This is a genomic window from Rhodovulum sp. YNF3179, from assembly GCF_050586465.1.
Classification (GTDB): domain Bacteria; phylum Pseudomonadota; class Alphaproteobacteria; order Rhodobacterales; family Rhodobacteraceae; genus CAJXYS01.
Genome location: NZ_JBOCEG010000005.1, coordinates 109,902 through 130,758, shown reverse-complemented (window position 1 = coordinate 130,758; position 20,857 = coordinate 109,902). Strand labels below are relative to the sequence as shown.

At 69.5% G+C, this 20,857-nt stretch carries 22 protein-coding genes; 9 read left to right on the top strand and 13 right to left on the bottom strand.

The genetic code is table 11. The features are described 5' to 3' along the window. Window positions 1-27 precede the first annotated feature (27 nt). From smpB to dapA, 3 genes are read right to left on the bottom strand one after another with little or no spacing between them, the layout of a single operon-like run. A complete protein-coding gene (smpB, locus tag ACQ5SP_RS10450; protein WP_430938310.1) occupies window positions 28-504 on the bottom strand; it encodes an SsrA-binding protein SmpB in 477 nt (158 codons plus the stop codon). A 45-nt stretch (window positions 505-549) separates the two neighbouring features. Then, window positions 550-1,044, bottom strand: a complete 495-nt coding sequence (locus tag ACQ5SP_RS10445; RefSeq protein WP_430938309.1) for a TrmO family methyltransferase domain-containing protein — start codon at window positions 1,042-1,044, stop codon at window positions 550-552. A 7-nt stretch (window positions 1,045-1,051) separates the two neighbouring features. Beyond that, window positions 1,052-1,927 carry a 4-hydroxy-tetrahydrodipicolinate synthase gene (dapA, locus tag ACQ5SP_RS10440; protein ID WP_430938308.1) on the bottom strand — a complete coding sequence of 292 codons (876 nt, stop codon included), beginning with the start codon at window positions 1,925-1,927 and terminating at the stop codon, window positions 1,052-1,054. 148 nt (window positions 1,928-2,075) lie between these two features. Between dapA and ACQ5SP_RS10435 the strand changes: the two genes are divergently transcribed. After that, window positions 2,076-4,031, top strand: coding sequence for a lytic transglycosylase domain-containing protein (locus ACQ5SP_RS10435; protein WP_430938307.1), 1,956 nt, complete (start codon window positions 2,076-2,078; stop codon window positions 4,029-4,031). Here the strand turns inward: ACQ5SP_RS10435 and ACQ5SP_RS10430 are convergent. Further along, window positions 4,028-4,894 (bottom strand): DMT family transporter, encoded by an 867-nt coding sequence (locus ACQ5SP_RS10430; protein WP_430938306.1) that lies wholly within the window; start codon window positions 4,892-4,894, stop codon window positions 4,028-4,030. The genes ACQ5SP_RS10435 and ACQ5SP_RS10430 overlap by 4 nt on opposite strands. After that, on the bottom strand, window positions 4,891-5,577 hold the full coding sequence (mnmD, locus tag ACQ5SP_RS10425) for a tRNA (5-methylaminomethyl-2-thiouridine)(34)-methyltransferase MnmD (RefSeq protein WP_430938305.1): 687 nt from the start codon (window positions 5,575-5,577) through the stop codon (window positions 4,891-4,893). The genes ACQ5SP_RS10430 and mnmD overlap by 4 nt, the downstream gene beginning before the upstream one ends. Before the next feature lie 52 nt (window positions 5,578-5,629). Here mnmD and ACQ5SP_RS10420 point away from each other — a divergent pair, with 52 nt between their 5' ends. Further along, on the top strand, window positions 5,630-6,682 hold the full coding sequence (locus ACQ5SP_RS10420; protein ID WP_430938304.1) for an NAD(P)/FAD-dependent oxidoreductase: 1,053 nt from the start codon (window positions 5,630-5,632) through the stop codon (window positions 6,680-6,682). A gap of 10 nt (window positions 6,683-6,692) precedes the next feature. Here ACQ5SP_RS10420 and ACQ5SP_RS10415 read toward each other — a convergent pair whose 3' ends face one another. Then, window positions 6,693-7,508: an FAS1-like dehydratase domain-containing protein gene (locus tag ACQ5SP_RS10415; RefSeq protein ID WP_430938303.1), complete on the bottom strand. Its 816-nt coding sequence runs from the start codon at window positions 7,506-7,508 to the stop codon at window positions 6,693-6,695. A 38-nt stretch (window positions 7,509-7,546) separates the two neighbouring features. On the opposite strand from ACQ5SP_RS10415, the gene ACQ5SP_RS10410 reads away from it, so the two are divergent. Next, complete coding sequence (locus ACQ5SP_RS10410; RefSeq protein ID WP_430938302.1) at window positions 7,547-7,945, top strand: VOC family protein; 399 nt, start codon at window positions 7,547-7,549, stop codon at window positions 7,943-7,945. Between the two features lie 6 nt (window positions 7,946-7,951). Here ACQ5SP_RS10410 and ACQ5SP_RS10405 read toward each other — a convergent pair whose 3' ends face one another. Next, window positions 7,952-8,515 carry an NADPH-dependent FMN reductase gene (locus ACQ5SP_RS10405; RefSeq protein ID WP_430938301.1) on the bottom strand — a complete coding sequence of 188 codons (564 nt, stop codon included), beginning with the start codon at window positions 8,513-8,515 and terminating at the stop codon, window positions 7,952-7,954. Window positions 8,516-8,642: 127 nt separating this feature from the next. Between ACQ5SP_RS10405 and ACQ5SP_RS10400 the strand changes: the two genes are divergently transcribed. Next, complete coding sequence (locus tag ACQ5SP_RS10400) at window positions 8,643-10,295, top strand: thiamine pyrophosphate-binding protein (protein ID WP_430938300.1); 1,653 nt, start codon at window positions 8,643-8,645, stop codon at window positions 10,293-10,295. Between the two features lie 129 nt (window positions 10,296-10,424). Here ACQ5SP_RS10400 and ACQ5SP_RS10395 read toward each other — a convergent pair whose 3' ends face one another. The 6 genes from ACQ5SP_RS10395 to ACQ5SP_RS10370 all read right to left on the bottom strand — a co-directional run bounded on the left by ACQ5SP_RS10395 (window position 10,425) and on the right by ACQ5SP_RS10370 (window position 15,215). Further along, window positions 10,425-11,141 (bottom strand): LrgB family protein, encoded by a 717-nt coding sequence (locus tag ACQ5SP_RS10395; RefSeq protein ID WP_430938299.1) that lies wholly within the window; start codon window positions 11,139-11,141, stop codon window positions 10,425-10,427. After that, a complete protein-coding gene (locus ACQ5SP_RS10390) occupies window positions 11,134-11,487 on the bottom strand; it encodes a CidA/LrgA family protein (RefSeq protein ID WP_430938298.1) in 354 nt (117 codons plus the stop codon). Before ACQ5SP_RS10390 ends, ACQ5SP_RS10395 begins: the two co-directional genes overlap by 8 nt. A gap of 105 nt (window positions 11,488-11,592) precedes the next feature. Continuing rightward, on the bottom strand, window positions 11,593-12,810 hold the full coding sequence (locus tag ACQ5SP_RS10385) for a TsoY family (seleno)protein (protein ID WP_430938297.1): 1,218 nt from the start codon (window positions 12,808-12,810) through the stop codon (window positions 11,593-11,595). Window positions 12,811-12,975: 165 nt separating this feature from the next. Continuing rightward, window positions 12,976-14,151, bottom strand: a complete 1,176-nt coding sequence (locus tag ACQ5SP_RS10380; protein WP_430938296.1) for an acetyl-CoA C-acyltransferase family protein — start codon at window positions 14,149-14,151, stop codon at window positions 12,976-12,978. Window positions 14,152-14,154: 3 nt separating this feature from the next. After that, entirely contained in the window at window positions 14,155-14,790 is a 636-nt protein-coding gene (gene maiA / locus ACQ5SP_RS10375) for a maleylacetoacetate isomerase (RefSeq protein ID WP_430938295.1), read from the bottom strand. Then, the gene (locus ACQ5SP_RS10370) at window positions 14,787-15,215 is read right to left on the bottom strand and encodes a MarR family winged helix-turn-helix transcriptional regulator (RefSeq protein WP_430938294.1); all 429 of its coding nucleotides are present in this window, start codon (window positions 15,213-15,215) and stop codon (window positions 14,787-14,789) included. The genes maiA and ACQ5SP_RS10370 overlap by 4 nt, the downstream gene beginning before the upstream one ends. A 177-nt stretch (window positions 15,216-15,392) precedes the next feature. Between ACQ5SP_RS10370 and kbl the strand changes: the two genes are divergently transcribed. The 5 genes from kbl (at window position 15,393) to fahA (ending at window position 20,818) form a co-directional block, all read left to right on the top strand. Then, a complete protein-coding gene (gene kbl / locus ACQ5SP_RS10365) occupies window positions 15,393-16,580 on the top strand; it encodes a glycine C-acetyltransferase (RefSeq protein WP_430938293.1) in 1,188 nt (395 codons plus the stop codon). Window positions 16,581-16,594: 14 nt separating this feature from the next. Further along, window positions 16,595-17,620, top strand: a complete 1,026-nt coding sequence (gene tdh / locus ACQ5SP_RS10360; protein WP_430938539.1) for an L-threonine 3-dehydrogenase — start codon at window positions 16,595-16,597, stop codon at window positions 17,618-17,620. Between the two features lie 44 nt (window positions 17,621-17,664). Further along, window positions 17,665-17,925, top strand: a complete 261-nt coding sequence (locus ACQ5SP_RS10355; protein WP_430938292.1) for a hypothetical protein — start codon at window positions 17,665-17,667, stop codon at window positions 17,923-17,925. Window positions 17,926-18,100: 175 nt separating this feature from the next. Beyond that, window positions 18,101-19,462 carry a homogentisate 1,2-dioxygenase gene (gene hmgA / locus ACQ5SP_RS10350; protein WP_430938291.1) on the top strand — a complete coding sequence of 454 codons (1,362 nt, stop codon included), beginning with the start codon at window positions 18,101-18,103 and terminating at the stop codon, window positions 19,460-19,462. A gap of 72 nt (window positions 19,463-19,534) precedes the next feature. Next, window positions 19,535-20,818, top strand: coding sequence for a fumarylacetoacetase (fahA, locus tag ACQ5SP_RS10345; protein WP_430938290.1), 1,284 nt, complete (start codon window positions 19,535-19,537; stop codon window positions 20,816-20,818). Window positions 20,819-20,857: the final 39 nt, after the last annotated feature.

The following is a 20,857-nucleotide window of genomic DNA, read 5'->3' as shown; positions in this document are numbered from 1 at the left end:
CGAAACGTGTTATGCCGGCCGAGAATTTCAGCCTTGGTTGCGCAAAAGCCGCTGTTTCTGGCGCTGCCAGTCACGTTTCTTCTGGGTTTCGCGCTTGTCGACGGTCTTCTTGCCCTTGGCGATGGCGATTTTCAGCTTCGCGATGCCGCGGTGATTGAAATAGAGGACCAGCGGCACCAGCGTCATGCCCTGGCGCTGGCTCGCGTTCCAGAGCCGCGCCAGTTCGCGCTTGTTGACCAGCAGCTTGCGCTTGCGCCGTTCCTCGTGGCCGAAGGTCTTGGCCTGCTCGTAGGGGGCGATGTAGCTGTTGATCAGCCACAACTCGCCATCCTCGACGCTGGCATAGCTCTCGGCGATATTGGCCTGCCCCTGCCGGAGCGACTTCACCTCCGAGCCCTCGAGCATGATCCCGCATTCGAGATCTTCCTCGATCGCGTAGTCGTGCCTTGCACGCCGGTTCTCGGCGATCACCTTGTAGTTCGGGTCTGATTTCGCTTTGGCCATGGCCGAGGGGATATAGGCCATCCCGCGGCCCGGGAAAAGGCGCGATCAGAGATCGGCGCCGGGCGGCACGTCGATCGTGGACATCCACGGCTTGATATCGACCAGCGGCGTGTCGTCGAAACAGTCGATCGCATCGATCTCGATCTCGCCGGCCGCGGCATCGAGCCCGGTGATCCGCACCGTCGCCAGCGATACCGGGTTCGGCCTGACCGGCGAGCGCAGCGCGAACGTGCCGCGGACGCCGTCGGTGTGGCGGGGGTTCTGGCGGATCAGGTCGCGCCGTGCCCGGTCCATCCAGTAGAACACGACGATCGCCTGGCCGACCTCCAGCCCCAGCAGGCCGGGCGCGTAGTCCGGCTCGAGCAGGATGCGTGCCGGTTTCCCGCGCTCGCGGGCCTGGCGCAGGTTCCGCGGCGCGTCCCCCGGCCCCCAGGGGGTGCGGATACGGCCGATGAACGCGATCCGCGGCCCGTCGCCCGTGCCCGGCACGCGGTCCAGGACGATCTCGCCGGGGCGGGGAGGCTTGCCGCGGTCGTGCATCCGGCGCTCAGTTGATGAGGCCGGCGTGACGCATCGCGTCGTCGATCCGCTGGCGGGTTTCGGGCAGCAGGGTCGTCAGCGGCAAGCGAACCTCGTCGCCGGACTTGCCGAGAACCGAAAGCCCGTATTTCGCGCCGGCCAGGCCGGGTTCGAGGAAGATGGCCGTGTGCAGCGGCATCAGCCGGTCCTGGAAGGTCAGCGCCTTGGCATAGTCGCCGGCAAGCGTCGCTTCCTGGAACTCGGCGCAGAGACGCGGCGCCACGTTCGCCGTGACCGAGATGCAGCCGACCCCGCCATGCGCGTTGAAGCCCAGCGCCGAGGCGTCCTCGCCGGACAGCTGTATGAAATCGGCGCCGCAGGTCTCGCGCTGGCGCGAGACGCGGACGACGTCGCCCGTGGCGTCCTTGACGCCGATGATCCGCGGCAGCTTCGCCAGCTCGCCCATCGTGTCGGGCGCCATGTCGACGACGGAACGCCCGGGGATGTTGTAGATGATGATCGGCAGCGTGCAGCAATCGTGCAGAACGCGGAAATGCTCGATCATGCCGCGCTGGGTCGGCTTGTTGTAATAGGGCGTCACGACCAGCGCCGCGTCCGCGCCGACCGCCTCGGCGTGGCGCATGAAGCGAATCGCCTCGTCCGTGTTGTTGGACCCGGCCCCGGCGATGACCGGGATGCGCCCGTCGGCCGCCTTCACGACCTCTTCGATCACCAGTTCGTGTTCCTCGTGGCTGAGCGTCGGGCTCTCGCCGGTGGTGCCGACCGGGACCAGCCCGTGGCTGCCTTCCTCGACATGCCATTCCACCAGCGCCCTGAGCGCGTCGAGATCCACTTCGCCGTTCCTGAACGGCGTCACGAGTGCGGGAATCGACCCTTTGAACATGACACGCTCCTTCTCTGTCGCAGCCCGGCGTCGTCGGCGCAAAACCGCCCGGACCCTATAGACCGGCGCAGGCTTTGCCAAGTTGGCCGTTGCAATAGACCGCCCCGCCACTACAGTCCATCCCATGCCGCGTGTCCCGAGGCTCGTCATGCGTCTTTTTCTCGCCCCGCTCCTGGCCGCTCTGGCGCTGGTCCTGCCCGGACCCGCGCCCGCGGCCGCGGTGACGGAACGCGGCGAGGCGTTGTCCGAGGCCCTGTCGGCGAGCCGCTCGGGTGACTGGGCGCGGGCGGCGGATGCCGTCGCCGGGATCGACTCGCCGGCCGCGGGCGACATCGTCGAATGGATCAAGCTTCGGGCCGGGGCCGGTTTCTGGGTCGATTACCGCGCTTTCCTGGCCCGCAACGGCGACTGGCCGGGCCTGCCCTATCTGCGCCGCAAGGGCGAACCCCAGATCCCGGCCGATGCCGATCCGGGGGACGTGGTCGCCTATTTCCGGGACAGCCCCCCGGATACCGGCGCCGGGATCGTGCGGCTGGCGGGCGCCTATTCGGCGCTGGGCCGTGTGGGCGATGCCGGCGCCGAGGTCGTACGGGCCTGGCGCGAACTCGAGTTGAACGAGGGCGACGAGAAGCTGCTTTTGGCGGCGTTCCCCGACATCCTCGCGCCCCACCACGAGGCGCGGCTGGACATGCTGCTCTGGCAGGGTGCCGAAGACGCCGCGCGGCGGATGTTCCCGCATGTCGGCGCGAACTGGCGCAAGCTGGCCGAGGCCCGGATCGCGCTGCGGGCGCTGGCGCCCGGGGTCGATGCGCGGATCGCGGCGGTGCCCGAACCGCTGGCCGCCGATCCGGGGCTCGCCTATGAGCGGTTCCTCTGGCGGCTGCGGAAGGGACGCGACGACGACGCCCGCGCGCTGCTGCGCGCACGCAGCGAGTCGGCCGCTGCGCTGGGCCGCCCCGGGGCCTGGTCGAACCGCCGCCGATCCTTCGCCCGCGCGGCGATGCGCGCGGGCGAGGCGGCGCTCGCCTACGAGCTTGCCGCGCGCCATCACCTGGTCGAGGGGTCCGACTACGCCGACCTGGAATGGCTGGCCGGCTATATCGCGCTGACACAGCGCGACGACCCCGAAACCGCGCTCGAGCATTTCCAGCGCTTCGATGCCTATGTCGAGACGCCGATCAGCCGGGGCCGCGCGGGCTACTGGCTCGGCCGGGCGCACGCAGCGCTGGGCCAGGAGGCCGCGGCGGCGGCGGCCTATGCGGCCGGGGCGGAACATCAGACCAGCTTTTACGGCCAGCTGGCCGCGGAGGCCGCCGGGCTGCCCCCCGATCCGGCGCTCGCGGGCACCGGCGCGGTGCCCGACTGGCGCGCGGCCGATTTCGCGACCAGCTCGGTCCTCGCGGCCGCGCTGCTCCTGCACGAGGCGGGTGACCGGAACCTGTCGGAACGGTTCTTCGTGCACCTGGCCGAATCGCTCGATCCGCAGGAACTGGCGCAGCTGGGCGAATTGGCGCTGGACATCGGGCGGCCGCATATCGCGCTGATGATCTCGAAACAGGCGGCGCGGCAGGGCGTGACGATCCCCAAGAGCTACTATCCCCTGACCGCCCTGGCGCAGATGGAGGTGCCCGTCGCCGTCGAGGTGGCGCTGGCCATCGCGCGGCGGGAAAGCGAGTTCGACCCGCTGGTGATCAGCCCGGTCGGCGCGCGCGGCCTGATGCAGCTTATGCCCGCCACCGCCGAGGCGATGGCCGGCAAGACGGGTCTGGACTACGCGCCGGAGCGCCTGACGCTGGACTGGAAATACAACGCGACCCTCGGCGCGGCCTACCTGGCCGAGCTGGTGGAAACCTTCGACGGGTCCATGGTGCTCGTCTCGGCGGCCTACAATGCCGGGCCGAGCCGGGTCTACGACTGGATCGAACGCTTCGGCGACCCGCGCAGCGCGGGGACCGACCCGGTCGACTGGATCGAGCACATTCCCTTCCGGGAAACCCGGAACTACGTCATGCGCGTGATGGAATCCCTGCTCGTCTACCGCGCCCGGCTGCGCGGCGCGCCGCCGCCGCATTCGCTCTCGGCAGAGCTGGAGGGCCGGAACTAGCGCGCCTGCCGCTCGCGCCAGAGCGTGAACAGCCCCGCGCCGACCACGATGGCGGCCCCGATGGCGACATTGGGCTCCAGCCGCTCGCCGAAGACCGTCAGGCCGATCGTCGAGGCGAAGACCAGCTGGAGATAGGCGAAGGGCTGCACCGCGCTGGCCTCCGCAACCTCGTAGGTCCGGATCAGCAGCCAGTGCCCGGTCGCCCCGGTGACGCAGAGCAGGCCCATCCAGCCCCAGTCGGGCGCGGTCATCGGTTCCCAGAACCACAGCCCGACCGTGGTCATCGCGACGGCCCCCGTCGTGCCGGTCCAGAAGAAGCTCGTGGCCGTCGTGTCGAGCCGCGCGGCATAGCGGGTCAGCAGCCCGTAAAGCGCGAACATCAGCGCCGCGGTCAACGGGATCAGGGCTGCCGGTGAAAACACGGTGATCCCCGGCTGCAGGATGACCAGCACCCCGACGAAGCCGACCGCGATGGCAGTCCAGCGCCGCCAGCCGACGCGTTCGCCGAGGATCGGGCCGGACAGGGCGGCGATCAGAAGCGGGTAGGAGGTGAAGATCGCGTGGCTCTCCACCAGGCCGAGCGCCACGAAGGCGGCGACCATGACGCAGATCTCGCCGGCCAGCAGCACGCCGCGAAAGATCTGCAGCGCCGGCTGTCGCGTCGCGGCGGCGGCCGCGATGCCGCCGGCCTTGCGCACGGCCAGGCTGATGACGAAGGCCGCGAAGAACCAGTAGCGGATCATCACGATCATCAGGACGTTGTATTCACCCGCGAGATGCCGCGAGATGCCGTCCTGCGCCGCGAAGACGAAGGTGGTGGCGATCATCAGCAGAACGCCGAGACGGGTGTTCGACTGGCTCACGAGGCCTCCATCCGGCCGGTGGTCATGTGGCGCTTGCGGCCGTAACCCGGCACGCGGGTCACGGCAAAACCCGCGGCTTCGAGCGCGCGGCGCACCTCGCCCGCCGCCGTGTATGTGGCCACCGTGCCGCCGGCGGCCGTGTGCCGGCCGACCTCCGCCATGAGGGCCGGTTCCCAAAGCTCGGGATTTTTCGCCGGCGCAAAGCCGTCCAGGAACCAGGCGTCCGCCTTGCCCGTCCAGCGCGGCAGCGTCGCGCGGGCATCGCCGATCACGATCTCGGCCAGCAGATCCGGCGTGACGATCCAGGTTTCGCCCTGCTCCCAGGCGGCGAGCAGGGGCGCCGCGACCGGCGCCAGGTCGGGAAAGGCCGCGAGGGCGCGCCGCATGTCGGGCGCATCCATCGGAAAGGCCTCGAAGCTCGTGTAGCGCAGCCGGCCCTCCTGGCCGCTCTCGCGCCAGAGTCGGAGCGCGGCCAGCATGTTGAGCCCGGTGCCGAAGCCGAGTTCCGCGATGTGAAAACCCGGCCGGAACCGCGCGGGCAGGGCGTTGCCGTCCAGGAAGACATGCGCGGTTTCCGCCAGCCCGTCCTCCAGCGAGAAATACGGATCGTCGAACCGGGTCGAGACCGGCGTGCCGCCCCGGCCCCAGGCGATCTGCGCCGCTTGCTGCGTGTCCTCTGCCATGCGATGTCCCGAGGTAACCTGTCGCGGCGGAGCATGGGAGGAACAGAAGGGAATGGCAATGACCGAGGTGACCGTGCTGGGGGCGGGGATCTTCGGCCTTTCCGTGGCCTGGGAATGCCTGCGCCGCGGCGCGTCCGTGCGCGTGGTGGAGAAACGCCATGTCGGCGCCGGATCTTCCGGCGGGGTGGTCGGCGCGCTTGCCCCGCACACGCCCGACGGCTGGAACCCCAAGAAACAGTTCCAGTTCGAGAGCCTCGTCGCCGCCGGGGCGTTCTGGGCCGAGGTGGCGGCGGCCGGCGGCGTCTCGCCCGGCTACGCGCGAACCGGCCGCCTGCAGCCCGTCGCCGACGCCCGTGGCCTGGACCTTGCCCGCGCGCGGGCCGATGCCGCCCGTGACACCTGGGGCGATGCCGCCCGATGGGAGGTGATCGCGGCCCCCGCCGATGGCTGGGCGCCGTCCAGCCCGAGCGGCTACCTGATCCACGACACGCTGACCGCGCGCATGAACCCCGCCGCCGCGTGCCGCGCGCTCGCCGCCGCCATCGAGGCCCGCGGGGGCCGGATCGATCGCGGGTCCGCCGCGCCGGGGGCGACCGGGGCGCTCGTGCTGGCGACGGGCCACGAGGGGCTTTCCGATCTCTCCACCGACCTCTGCCAGCCCGTGGGTGCGGGGGTGAAAGGCCAGGCGCTGAGCCTCGGTTTCGCGGCGGCGGAGCGCCCGCAGCTTTTCGTGGACGGGCTGCATATCGTGCCCCATGGCGACGGAACGGTCGCGGTCGGCTCGACCAGCGAACGCGACTGGGAGGCGCCCGACACGACCGACGACCAGCTGGACGCGCTTCATGCGCGGGCCGTCGCCGCCTGCCAGGCGCTGGAAGACGCGCCGGTGATCGCGCGCTGGGCCGGCGTGCGCCCGCGCGCCCGGACACGCGCGCCGATGCTCGGCCCGCATCCGCTGCGCGACGGGGTCTTCATTGCCAATGGCGGCTTCAAGATCGGCTTCGGAATCGCGCCCGGGGTGGCACGGATCATGGCCGATCTCGTGCTCGAGGGCCGCGACCGCATCCCGGCGGAGTTCCGGGTCGAGGCGTCGATCCGGCCTTAGGGTCGTGACCCTAGCCCGCCTCCGCCGTCAGGCAGAGCCGGCCGTCCGACCCCCGCACCCAGAGCGCCAGGCCGTCCTCCGCGGTCCGTGCGCAAAGCGTCGCGGTCTCGAAATGGAACAGGGGCGCCGTGGCACGGAAGGAAAACCGCGCCAGCCCGTCCAGCCGTGCCTCGGCCATCAGCATGAGCTGTTGCGCCAGCAGCGGGCCGTGCACGACGAGGCCGGGATACCCTTCGACCTCGCGGCAATAGGCGAGGTCGTAATGGATCCGGTGCCCGTTGAAGGTCAGCGCCGAGTATCGGAACAGCAGGGTCGTGTCGTAGGTCGCGCGCTCCGCCACGTCCTCGTCGGTGGGCGCGGCCGGTGCGACCGGTGCCGGCGCGGAGGGATCCGGATCCTCGCGGTAGACGAGATCCTGGTCCTCTGTCACGCAGACCCGGCCGTGCTGCCGGATCTCGTGGCGCAGCGTCACGAAGGCGAGCGGCCCGGTCCGCCCTCTCTTCCGTGTCACCCGTGCGATGGTGCTGATCCGTTCGGCCGCCGCGCCCAGCCGGACGGGGGCCGCGAAATCCAGGCGCCCGCCGGCCCACATGCGCCGGGGCAGGCCGAGATCGGGGATGAACCCGCCGGTCGCCGGATGCCCGTCGCGGCCGAGCGCGGCCGGCGGGCGAGCCTCCCAGAAATGGAGATGGTGCCCGAAGGGCGGCAGCGGGTCGCCGGCCTCCGGCGCGGGGCCCGGCCGGCCGAGGGCCGCGTGCAGGGCCGCCGCGCGGGCCGGGTCCATGACGTCGATCCGTGTTTGCCGCGTTCCCTCTGCCTCGTGCATGATGCCCCCATCACCTGTTCTGCCGGAGATAAGCCCGAATGACGCCCACCCTGCAAGTGCTCGACCACCTGGTGCTGACCGTGTCCGACCCTGACCGGACGGTCGCGTTCTACTGCGATGTCCTTGGAATGCGGCCCGAAGCCTTCACCGGTGCCGATGGCACCCGGCGCATGGCGCTGAAGTTCGGAACCCAGAAGATCAACCTGCACAGGGCCGGGCAAGAGTTCGCGCCGAAGGCGGCGACACCGATGCCCGGCGCGGCGGATCTCTGTTTTCTGACGGGGGACGATCTCCTGGACTGGCAGGCGCATCTGGCCCGCGCCGGGGTCGCGGTGGAAGCCGGCCCGGTGGCCCGCACCGGTGCCACGGGGCCTATCCGGTCGCTTTACCTGCGCGACCCGGACGGGAACCTCATCGAGATCGCGACGCCGGACTGAGACAGGTCAGGCCGCGGCCTCGGCCGCGGGAAATCCGGCGGCCTCGCGCAGGCGCTTCATCAGCGCGCCGAGCGCCTTGGCGTTGCGCGCGTTGGTCAGCCGGTCCGATGCGTCGAACTGGTCGGAAGTGTTGCCGACCAGCACCTCGGGACCCATCAGAAGGTTCGGCTGGAACGGCACCATCATCAGCCGCAGCGCGAACTGCGTGCGCTCCCCTCCGGCGCGACCGCCGGTGGCCGACATGATGGCGACCGGCTTGTCCTTCCAAGGGGTGCCGTCCGTCCGGCTCACCCAGTCGAGAGCGTTCTTCAGGACGCCCGAGGGCGCCTTGTTGTACTCGGTGGTCGAGATGACCACCGCGTCGGCCCCCGCGATCTGGTCGGCCAGGCGCTGCACGCTTGCGGGAATGCCCTCGGCATCCTCGAGATCGCCGTCGTAGAGCGGCAGGCGCAGATCGGCCTCGGCGAAATCGGCCGGGCCGAAGAGGCGCGCGGCCTCGCGGATCAGTTTCGTGTTGTAGCTGCCGCCGCGCAGCGAGCCCGAAATCCCCAGCAGAACGGGTTTGCTCATGTGTGTCTCCATCCGGTGCCCTCCACAGGGATGTAAACCGCAGCGCCGGTCTCGCAACCGCCCGCGGCTTGACGGGCCGCGCGCGGGGGCGCATCCATGACCCGTACCGGCAACGAGGGAGAGCGACATGCAGGCGAGGCACGGCGGGCAGATCCTGGTCGATCAGCTGGCGACCGAGGGCGTGGAGCGGGTCTTCTCCGTCCCAGGAGAAAGTTTTCTCGCGGTGCTCGACGGGTTGCATGGCAGCGCCATCCAGAACGTCGTCTGCCGCCAGGAAGGCGGCGCGGCGATGATGGCGGCCGCCCATGGCAAGCTCACGGGCGCGCCCGGCGTCGCCCTGGTCACGCGCGGGCCGGGCGCGACCAACGCCTCTGCCGGGGTCCATGTCGCGATGCAGGACGCCGCGCCCATGGTGCTCTTCGTGGGACAGATCGCACGGGGCCACCGTGACCGCGGGGCCTTCCAGGAGGTGGACTATCGCCGCTTCTTCGCACCGCTGGCGAAATGGGTGGCAGAGATCGACGATCCGCACCGTATCCCGGAATATGTCGGCCGCGCTTTCCATCTGGCGGTATCGGGGCGGCCGGGGCCGGTGGTGCTGGCCCTGCCCGAGGACATGCTGTCCGCCGAGGCCGTGGTCGGCAATCTCGCCCGGGCGACGCGCCCTGACCAGGCGGTCGCGCCGGCCGATGCGGCGCGTATCGCCGGGGCGCTCGCACGGGCCGAGCGGCCGCTCGTCATCGCGGGCGGCCCGGCCTGGTCCGGCGCCGCGGCGGCCGATCTCGAACGCTTCGCGGCGGCCTGGGACCTTCCGGTCGCCGTGGCGTTCCGGCGCCAGGACTACATGGACAACGACCACCCCTGCTATGCCGGGGATCTGGGTGTCGGCATGAACCCGCGCCTCGCGCTCCGGCTGCGCGAGGCCGATTGCCTGCTGGTTCTGGGCGCCGGTCTCGGCGACATCGAGACCGGCGGCTACGCCCATGTGGATCCCGCCGAACCCGGCAAGTCCATCCTGCACGTGCACCCGGACCCGGATACGCCCGGCAGCGTCTACCGTCCCGACATCGCGCTGGCCGCGCCGGCGCCGGCGCTGGTCGCCGAACTGGCCGGAACCAGCGCGCCGGCGGCGCCGGCCTGGGTGAACTGGCGCCACGCCGCGCGCGAGGACTACCTGCACTGGCAGACGCCCGTGGACCTGCCCGGCGCGGTGCGGATGGCCGACGCGGTCGGCCACCTGCGCGAGGTTCTCCCGCGGGAGGCGATCCTGACGAACGGGGCCGGCAACTACGCCGCCTTCGTTCACCGCTACCACCGCTTCCGGGAACATGGCACGCAACTGGCCCCGTCCTCCGGCTCGATGGGCTACGGCCTGCCGGCGGCCGTCGCGGCCAAGCTGGCCCACCCCGACCGCCCGGTGATCTGCTTCGCGGGGGATGGCTGTTTCCAGATGACGGGGCAGGAATTCTCCACCGCGACGCAATACGGCGCCAATATCGTGGTGATCGTGGCGAATAACGGGATCTACGGCACGATCCGCATGCACCAGGAGCGCGCCTATCCCGGCCGCGTCAGCGGCACCACGCTGGCCAATCCCGATTTCGCGGCGCTGGCCCGGGCCCATGGCGGACATGGCGAAACCGTCGAGACACAGGCCGCGTTCGCGCCCGCGCTGGACCGGGCGCTTGCCGCGGGGGTGCCCGCGATCATCGAGCTGAAGCTCGACCCGGAGGCCCTGTCCACGGCGCAGACCCTGTCCGAGGTCAGGGCGCGCGGCTGACGGCATCGCCGCTGCGCGGCGGTTCATGCCTCCGGCGGGGATATTTCCGCCACTTGGAGGGTGCGTGCGGCCTGCCCCTTCCAAGTGGTCCAAATATCCTCGCGCGCCCTGCGCGCGAAACCGCGGCCCTCAGACGAAGAGCGCCAGCACGAGCGGCGCGAGGAGCGCGGTCAGGATCGCGTTCAGCCCCATGCCGACGCCGGCGAAGACGCCCGCGGTCTCGTCGACCTGGAAGGCCCGCGCGGTGCCGATTCCGTGTGACGCCACGCCGGTGGCGAAACCGCGGGCCCGCCAGTCGCGGAGCCGGAGCGCGTTCAGAACCGGCGCGGCCAGGATCGCCCCGGTGATGCCGGTGAAGATCACCATCACGGCCGTCAGCGTGGGTGAGCCGCCGAGCGCCTCCGACACGCCCATCGCCACCGGCGCGGTGGCCGATTTCGGCGCGAGCGCGGCCAGCGTCGCCGCGTCGACGCCAAGGGCCCAGGCGATGCCGAGCGCGGACAGGATCGCGGTGCCGGACCCGGCCAGCAGGCCCGCCGCCATGGGCACGGCGGATTTCCGCACCTTGGCGAGGTTCGCGTGCAGCGGCGCGGCCAGCGCCACCGTGGCCGGGCCCAGCATGAAATGGACGAATTGCGCGCCTTCGAAATAGGTGGCGTAGGGCGTGCCGGTCAGGGCAAGCGCCGCGGCGAGGATGACCACGGCGACGAGAACCGGGTTCACCAGCGGGGTGCCACCTGCGCGGCGGTGCAGCGCATCGCCGATGACATAGGCGCCGAGCGTGGCCGCCAGCCAGAGCAGCGGCGTTTCGGCCAGGTAGCTCCAGATTTCGGTGAAGTCAGTCATCGCCGTCCCCGGTCAGCCGTGCGACCCCGGTGAAGACCAGCGCACCGACGGCGATCGCCAGGACCGTGCTGGCGACGAGCGCGATGACGATCGCGGGGCCTTCGGCGCCCAGGGCGCCGGCATGCCCCACCACGCCGACACCCGCCGGCACGAAGAGCAGCGAGAGATGCGCCAGCAGCCCCTGCGCGGTCGGCATGATCGACCCGGCCAGGCGGGGGCGGGTCCAGAGCAGCGCCAGAAGCAGGGCCATGCCGATGACCGGGCCGGGCACGATGAGACCCAGACCCCGGGCGATGACCTCGCCCAGGAGCTGGAAGCCGAGAAGAATGGTGACGGTGCGGATCATCTGCCCCCTGCGCCGCTGGCCGGGCGATCCTAGCGGCCGGGGGCGCCGGCTGAAAGAGAAACGGGCGCCCGCCGGGGGCGCCCGTTCCGCGAGATCGCGACCGGGTCACTCCGCCGGGATGGCCCGCGCGCCCGCCTCGGGGGCGAAATGCAGCCGGTTCAGCCAGAAAACCAGTGCGATCATCGCGACCTGGAAGCCGAGCGCTATGGCGGTCAGCCCCCAGTAGGCGATGCCGAACTGGGCGATGATACCGGCCCCGACGAGGCCCTTGTTGACGAAGAAGTGCAGCATCACGCTGAGCGCGACGCCCGGGCAGACCAGCGCGTAGGACCCGGGCGATCGCTTGCCCCCGGCCGAGAGATACTTGCGGGCGTAGTCCTGCCCGTTCAGCACCAGCAGCCCCAGCATCAGGAACAGCACCTGCACCGAGAGAAGGCTGCCCAGGAAGGCCAGCGTGTCGCCCGCCGCGCCCTCGACGCCGAAATGGACGTGCAGGCCGTGCTCCTGGCGCAGCATCAGGATGCCGAGCACCGTCAGGATCGGGATCACGACCATCAGCGTCGGCGCCGCTTCCTCGGCCGCACCGTGTTCCATCATGGCATGGACGCCCAGAACCAGCGCCACAGCGCCGTAGATCAGGGCCGCCGCCAGGAAGAAGGTCGAGGCGATGATCGAGATGCCGGCGACCAGCGGCGTGGTGCTCATCGCGGCGGGCGCGGCGAGGCCGACGCCCACCATGCTGAGCGCGAAAGCCGGCAGAAGCTGCGCGTAGGAGTTGTTGGCCTTGTGGCTGAAGCCGCCGCCCTTGACGAGAACGCGGCCGAGGAAGCCGCCGATCTGGCGGAAGGCAAGATAGCCGATGGCGAGGAAGGCGAGGATCGCCATGGGGAAGAGGTATTCCACGACCGTCCAGAGCTGCGGCACGAAGACCAGGCCGAGGATGAAGCCGACATTCACCGACATGGCGAGCGCCAGCGGCATCGCAAGGATCTGGGTCTCGGCGTTGGACTGCCTGAGGGCCCGGAAGGCATCGGTCCCGGCGAAGGCGGCATAGGAGCGGAGGTTCCAGACCAGGTAGCGGATATTGAGGAAGGCGAAGACCGCGATCCCGGCCATGGCCGCGGCGATCGTGGCCTGCATCAGCGGCCCGCCGGTGGCGAAGGCGGCCATCAGGTCCTCGAACACCGGGACGGGCTGACCTGGATGCGGCACCCAGAACATCAGGTACATGAAGAAGGTGACGGTAAGCCCGCCTGCGCCAAGCGAGGCGAGGAAGTAGAGGGGCGAGTATTTATCGCCCATGCGGGGCAGTGAGAGTGACATGGTTGCCTCCTGATACATTCATTGCTGCCTATGTATATATACATAGTCATATTGCAATTGATCTGAATCAAGTCAGGCGCAGAAAATTCCCGTGTCCCCGGGAAAGGGAAACGGCGCCGGCGCGGGGCGCGCCGGTCATCCGGTCAGTGCCCGCCGCCCGATGGCTCAGAGGCGTTCCAGGGCGAGCGCGATTCCCTGTCCGCCGCCGATGCACATGGTCACCAATGCGTACCGCCCGCCGGTCCGCTCCAACTCGTAGAGCGCCTTGACCGCGAGAATGGCGCCGGTCGCGCCCACCGGGTGGCCGAGCGCGATGGCGCCGCCGTTGGGATTGACCTTCGCCGGGTCGAGGCCGAGCCCCTCGTTGACCGCCAGCGCCTGCGCGGCGAAGGCCTCGTTGGATTCGATCACGTCGAAATCCGCGACCGAAAGGCCGGTTCGCGCCATCAGGCGCTCGACCGCCGGAACAGGGCCGATCCCCATCACCTCAGGCCGGACGCCGGCATGGGCATAGCCGAGAAGCCGCGCCTTCGGCTTCAGCCCGGCCTTCTCGGCGGCCTCGGCGCGGGCCAGAACCAGCGCCGCCGCGCCGTCATTGATGCCGCTGGCATTGCCGGCGGTCACGGTCCCGTCTTTCTGGAAAACCGGCCGGAGCCCGGCGAGCGCCTCGGCGGTGGTCTGCTTCGGATGCTCGTCGGTGGCGAAGGCGACCGTGTCGCGTTTCACCCGGACCTCGATCGGGGCGATCTGGTCGGCGAAGCGGCCCCCGGCGATGGCGCGGGCGGCACGGGCCTGGCTCTCGAGCGCGAAAGCGTCCTGATCGTCGCGGCTGATCCCGTGCTCGGCGGCGACGTTTTCCGCCGTGACGCCCATATGCCCGGTGCCGAACGGGCAGCTGAGCGCGCCCAGCATCATGTCCTGCGCGCCGGTGTCGCCCATTTTCTGGCCCCAGCGGGCCTGGGGCAGGATGTAGGGCGAGCGGCTCATGTTCTCGGCCCCGCCGGCAAGGCCGAAATCGGCGTCGCCCAGCATCAGCGCCTGCACGACCGACACCACCGCCTGCGCGCCGGAGCCACAGAGCCGGTTCACGTTCATTGCCGGCGTCGTTTCCGGGATGCCGGCCTCCATCGCGGCGACGCGCGAGAGATACATGTCGCGGGGCTCCGTGTTGATCACGTGGCCGAAGGCGACCTGGCCGATCTGGCCGCCCTCCACCCCTGCACGGTCGAGCGCGGCCCGCGCCGCGTGGGCGCCGAGCTGGATGGGCGGCGTCCCGGCCAGGGTGCCGCCGAAGGTGCCGATCGCGGTGCGCGCGCCGTCCAGGATTACGATGTCGGTCATGGGTCAGTCATCCGGTTTGTGATTGTCTGGGTGGGCGGCGCGGACCGCCGCGAGGTCTTCGAGGTTCGCCATGATTTCGCAGATTCGGGGAAACGGCGTCAGATCCACTTCCCAGCGCCGGGCATTGTAGATCTGCGGGACGAGGCAGATATCCGCCATGCCGATCCCGTCGCCATGGCAGAAGGTGCCGGCCATCCCGTCGCCGAGCATCCGTTCGACCCCGGCCAGGCCGCGCGGGATGAACTGCTGCATCCAGCCTTGCATGGTCACGCCACCGCCGGAGTGTTCGGCGGCGTATTTCGCCACGGACAGGTTGCAGACCGGATGGATTTCCATCGCGATGGCGTAGGAGAGCGCCCGCACACGCTGGCGTCCGGCCGGGTCTTCGGGCAGGAAGCCCGCCCGGCGCGTTTCGTCGAGATATTCGAGGATCGACAGCGACTGGGTCATGGTCCGCCCGTCGATTTCCAGCGTCGGGACGAGCCCCTGCGGGTTCCGCGCCAGGTTCTCGGGGCCGCGATGCTCACCCGTCAGAAGGTTGACCGGCACGACATCGTGCGGAATCTCCAGCAGCCCGAGCGCGATCCGCAGCCGGTAGGCCGCCGAGCTGCGCCAGTAATCGTAAAGCACGACGCTCATCCGGTCATCTCCAGAAGCCGCCGAACGGCCCGGCGAAAGTCTTCCGCCTCGGGGCCGAGTTCACCCAGCATTTCGGTTTCGAAACTGTCGGCGATGGGGCCGAGTTCCGCCATCATCGCCTTGCCCTTGTCGCTGAGCGAAAGCTCCACGAGACGGCGGTCCTCGGGATGCGGGCGTTTTGTGACATAGCCCGCGACCTCGAGCCGTGCCGCCGCGCGGCTGACCTTGGACTTGTCCATGTCCACCCGCTCGAAGATCTCGCGCACGCTCACCGGGCCGGTCTGGCTCAGATGGGCGACGACCCGCCATTCGGGGATCGAGATTCCGAATTTCTGCCGGTAGCGTTCCGAGAACGCCCGGCTCATGCGTCCCGCAAGGACCGTAAGCTGGTAGGGAAGAAACCCGTCGAGGTCGAAGCCGCTCATGCCCGCGATCATTGCAAATGCACCGGTCGCGTCAAGCGACGTGTTGCGGGCGCATGTGGCGCGGCCCGGGATGCGGCGGCCAGCGCGGTTTCCCGGGAATTTTCCCCGTTCCCGTCACGACTGTTGCATCGCCGGCCCTTCTGTCCGTTATGCTGTTCCGGAACGGTGGAGGCGTCGATGACCGATTTTCTGGACCATCTGCGGGACGGGCTTGCCGGGATCGAGTCCGACGGGCTGATGAAGCACGAGCGCCTCATCACCTCGCCGCAGGGCGGGCATGTCACGGTGGGCGGGCGAGACGTGCTCAATCTCTGCGCCAACAACTACCTGGGGCTGGCCGATCACCCGGACCTGATCGCGGCTGCCAGGGCCGCGATGGACGATCACGGCTACGGCATGGCCAGCGTGCGCTTCATCTGCGGCACGCAGGACCTGCACCGCGCGCTGGAGGACCGGCTCGCCGCCTTCCTCGGGACGGAGGACGCGATCCTCTATGCTGCCTGTTTCGACGCCAATGGCGGGCTGTTCGAGCCGCTGCTGGGCCCCGAGGACGCGATCGTCTCGGACGCGCTGAACCACGCCTCGATCATCGACGGCGTGCGGCTCTGCAAGGCGCGGCGCTACCGCTATGCGAATTCCGACATGGATGCGCTTGAAAGCCGGCTGGCCGAGGCCCGCGCCGACGGCGCGCGTTTCGTGATGATCGCCACGGACGGGGTGTTTTCCATGGATGGCTACCTGGCGAAGCTGCCGGAGATCACCGATCTCGCCCGGCGCCACGACGCGCTGGTGATGGTGGATGACTGCCATGCCACCGGGTTCATGGGCCCGCGTGGGGCAGGTACGCCGGCCCATCACGGCGTGGCCGACCGGGTCGATATCCTGACCGGCACGCTCGGCAAGGCGCTGGGCGGGGCCATCGGCGGCTATACCGCCGGGCCGAAACCGGTGATCGAGATGCTGCGCCAGCGCTCGCGGCCCTATCTCTTTTCCAACGCCCTGCCGCCGGCGGTGCTGGCGGCGGGCCTCGCCGCGCTTGACCTGGTGGAGGCCGGCGACGACCTGCGCGCGCGGCTCTTCGAGAACGCCGCCTACTGGCGCGAGGGGCTGACGGCGCTGGGGTTCGACCTGTTGCCGGGCGAGCATCCCATCGTGCCGGTCATGCTGGGTGACGCGCGGCTGGCCCAGGACATGGCGCGGGCGCTCTTCGCCGAGGGTGTCTATGCCGCCGGCTTCTTCTACCCGGTTGTCCCGAAGGGGACGGCGCGTATCCGAACGCAGATGAACGCGGCGCTGACCCGCGCGGATCTCGACCGCGCGCTCGAGGCGTTTTCCAGTGCTGGCCGGCACGTGGGGGCGATATGACGCGCGCGAACACGATGCAGGCGCTGGTGAAGGCCGCGCCGCGCGAAGGCCTCTGGCTGCAGCGCGAACCGGTGCCGGAGATCGGCCCCGAAGACGTCCTGATCCGCATTCACAAGACCGGGATCTGCGGCACCGACATCCATATCTGGAACTGGGACGACTGGGCGCGGGCTACGGTTCCCGTGCCGCTTGTCACCGGCCATGAATTCGCCGGCGAGATCGTCGAGATCGGCCGCTCTGTGGAGGATCTCGAGATCGGCCAGCGATGCTCGGGCGAGGGTCACCTGATCGGGCATCACTCGCGGCAATACCGTGCCGGGCGGTTTCACCTCGATCCCGAGACGCGCGGGATCGGCGTGAACGAACCCGGGGCTTTTGCCGAATACCTGCGCCTGCCGGCATTCAACGTGGTACCGCTGCCCGACGACATCGACGACGAGATCGGCGCGATCCTCGACCCGCTCGGCAACGCCGTGCACACGGCGCTGTCCTTCGACCTGGTGGGCGAAGACGTCCTGATCACCGGGGCGGGGCCGATCGGCATCATGGCCGGTGCGGTCGCCCGCCATATCGGTGCGCGCCATGTCGTCATCACCGACATAAACCCCGACCGCCTCGCGCTGGCCGGCCGTGTCGCCGATATCCGGCCCGTGAACCCGGTGGAGACCGACCTGCGCACGGTCATGGCCGAGTTCGGCATGACCGAGGGCTTCGACGTCGGGCTCGAGATGTCGGGCGCGCCGGCGGCCTTCGACCAGATGGTGGAGGCGCTGGTCATGGGCGGGCGGATCGCGATGCTGGGCATCCCGCCCAGGCCCGCGCCGGTCGACTGGACCCGGATCGTGTTCAAGGCGATCACGATCAAGGGCATCTACGGGCGCGAGATATTCGAGACCTGGTACAAGATGATCGCGATGCTGCAGAACGGGCTCGACGTGCGAAAGGTCATCACCCACCGCTTTCCCGTGGCCGATTACGAGAAAGGCTTCGCCGCGATGCGGTCCGGGTCCAGCGGCAAGGTCGTGCTGGACTGGACGTGATGCGGTGCTTTGCATCGCCGGGTCCGCGGCCCTAGATGTCGCGGATGGACCGGAAGAAAGGCAAGAGGACCGAACGGGCCCGGCGCGCCTGGAACGGCGTGATGGACTGGGTGCGGCGGCGCGTGCCGCCCGGTCTGCGCGCGGTGGTCGGGTTGCTTTTGATGGTCGGTGGCGTGTTCGGGGCGCTGCCCGTGCTGGGGTTCTGGATGCTGCCCCTGGGCGTCGCGGTGATCGCGATCGACGTGAAGTCGCTGGCGGCCTGGATTCGCAAGAACGGCCGGGCGAAGCGGAAGCCGAGGAACTGATCCGCCCCGTGGTGCCGCGCTTCGCGTTCACGGTGATCCGCGACGCCCGGCGCCGGGGGTGGGCCGGCGCGGATTTCTTGACATCGTTGCAAATGCAACGATATGGTCCGCACGGGAATCACGCATATGCCGGGCATATGCGGCGAGACATGCTTTCGCATGGAGGAAACGCGCAATGAACATCGAAACATCCCCCCGCGAGATGGTGAAGGCCGCCGAAACCACCGGCACCGTCGCGGGCTACATGCCGGGCTTCGGAAACGACTTCGAGACCGAGGCGCTGCCGGGCGCGCTGCCGCAAGGCCAGAACAGCCCGCAGAAATGCAATTACGGTCTCTATGCCGAGCAGCTTTCGGGCACGCCCTTCACCGCGCCCCGCGGCCAGAACGAGCGAACCTGGTGCTACCGCATCCGGCCGTCGGTGAAGCACACCGGCCGGTTCACCCGGATCGACCTGCCCTATTTCCGCTCCGCCCCGCACATCGTCGAGGACGTGATCTCTCTCGGGCAGTATCGCTGGGATCCGGTGCCCCATGCCGAGGAAAGGCTGACCTTCCTCACCGGCATGCGGACCATGACGACCGCCGGCGACGTCAATACCCAGGTCGGCATGGCGGCGCATATCTACCTGATCACCGAGTCGATGGAGGATGAGTATTTCTACTCGGCCGACAGCGAGCTGCTGGTGGTGCCGCAGGAGGGGCGCCTGCGCTTCTACACCGAGCTCGGCATCATCGATCTCGAGCCCAAGGAAATCGCGATCCTGCCGCGCGGCATGGTCTTCCGCGTCGAGCTTGTCGACGGCCCGGCGCGCGGTTTCGTCTGCGAGAATTATGGCGCCAAGTTCGACCTGCCGAACCGCGGCCCGATCGGCGCGAACTGCCTGGCCAATCCGCGCGATTTCAAGACGCCGGTCGCGGCCTTCGAGGACCGCGAGGTGCCGAGCCGCGTGGTGGTGAAATGGTGCGGCCAGTTCCACGCCACCGAGATCCCGCACAGCCCGCTGGACGTGGTGGCCTGGCATGGCAACTACGCCGCCTGCAAATACGACCTGCGGACCTTCAGCCCGGTTGGCGCGATCCTGTTCGACCATCCCGATCCGTCGATCTTCACCGTGCTGACCGCGCCCTCGGGCGTCGAGGGCACCGCGAATATCGACTTCGTGCTGTTCCGCGAGCGCTGGATGGTGGCCGAGCACAGCTTCCGCCCGCCCTGGTACCACAAGAACATCATGTCCGAGCTGATGGGCAACATCTACGGCATCTACGACGCCAAGCCCGAGGGCTTCGTGCCGGGCGGCATGTCGCTGCACAACATGATGCTGCCGCATGGCCCGGACCGCGATGCCTTCGAGGGTGCGTCCAACGCCGAGCTGGGGCCGGAGAAGCTGGACAATACCATGTCCTTCATGTTCGAGACCCGCTTCCCGCAGCACCTGACCGAGTTCGCCGCGACCGAGGCGCCGCTGCAGGAAACCTATATCGACTGCTGGGACGGGCTGGAGAAGAAATTCGACGGCACGCCGGGCATCAAGTAGAACCGGACCGCGCCCCGGCCCGCCGGGCCGGGGCGCTCGACTTCTCGGAAACAGACAGACGAGGGAGGCCCCGTGGCCCTATTGCAAAGCTGGGTGGAGAGCGCGAACTCCGCCGAGACGGACTTTCCCCTGAACAACCTGCCTTGCGGGGTGTTCTCGGTTTCCGACGGGACGCCGCGCTGCGGTGTCGCGATCGGTGACATGATCCTCGACATGGCCGTGCTCGAAGAGGCGGGACTCGTCACCCCGGACGAGGTGGCGGTCTTCGACATGCCGTTCTGGAACGATTTCATGGAACTCGGGCCCAAGGCGTGGGATGCCCTGCGCGCCCGCCTGATCGAGCTGCTGAAGGCCGATGGCGACCCGGCGCTGCGCGACGACGCGGCGCTGCGCGAGAAGGCGCTGGTGCCCATGGCCGAGGCGGATCTGCACATGCCGCTCGTGGTGTCGGAATACACCGATTTCTACGCCGGCCGGAACCACGCGACCAATGTCGGCACCATGTTCCGCGGCGCCGAGAACGCGCTGCCGCCGAACTGGCTGCACATCCCGATCGGCTATAACGGCCGCGCCTCGACGGTCGTGGTCTCGGACACCGAGATCCACCGCCCGCTGGGCCAGCTGAAACCGCCCACGGCCGAGGTGCCCTATTTCGGCCCGTGCAAACGGTTCGACTTCGAGCTGGAAATGGGGGCCGTGGTCGGCCAGTCGTCGGAGATGGGCCGCCCGTTGACGGTCAGCCAGGCCGACGACATGATCTTCGGCTACGTGCTTCTGAACGACTGGTCGGCGCGCGACATCCAGGCTTGGGAATACCAGCCGCTCGGCCCCTTCCAGGCCAAGGCGACGGCGACGACGATCGGCCCCTGGATCGTGACCAAGGCCGCGCTGGAGCCGTTCCGCACCTCGACCCCCGAACGCGAGGTGGAGCTTCTGCCCTATCTGCGCGAACCGGGGCCGATGATCTACGACATCGCGCTCGAGGTGGATCTCGAGCCGGAACACGCCGGCAAGCCCACGACCATCACCCGCACCAACTTCCGCGAGATGTATTATTCCTCTGCCCAGCAGCTGGCGCATCACGCCGTCTCGGGCTGCGCGATGAACGCGGGGGACCTGCTCGGCTCCGGCACGATCTCGGGCGAGACCCGCGAGAGCCGCGGCAGCCTGCTGGAACTCAGCTGGGGCGGCAAGGAGCCGGTCCGGCTCGATACCGGCGAGGAGCGGAGCTTCCTCGAGGACGGCGATACGTTGACGCTGCGGGGCTGGGCGCAGGGCGACGGCTACCGGATCGGTTTCGGCGCATGCCGCGGCAAGCTGCTGCCGGCCGTCGAGGAACCCGACTGGACGAAGTGACGAGCGGTCCCGGTCGCGGCCGGGATGATTGAAACGCGC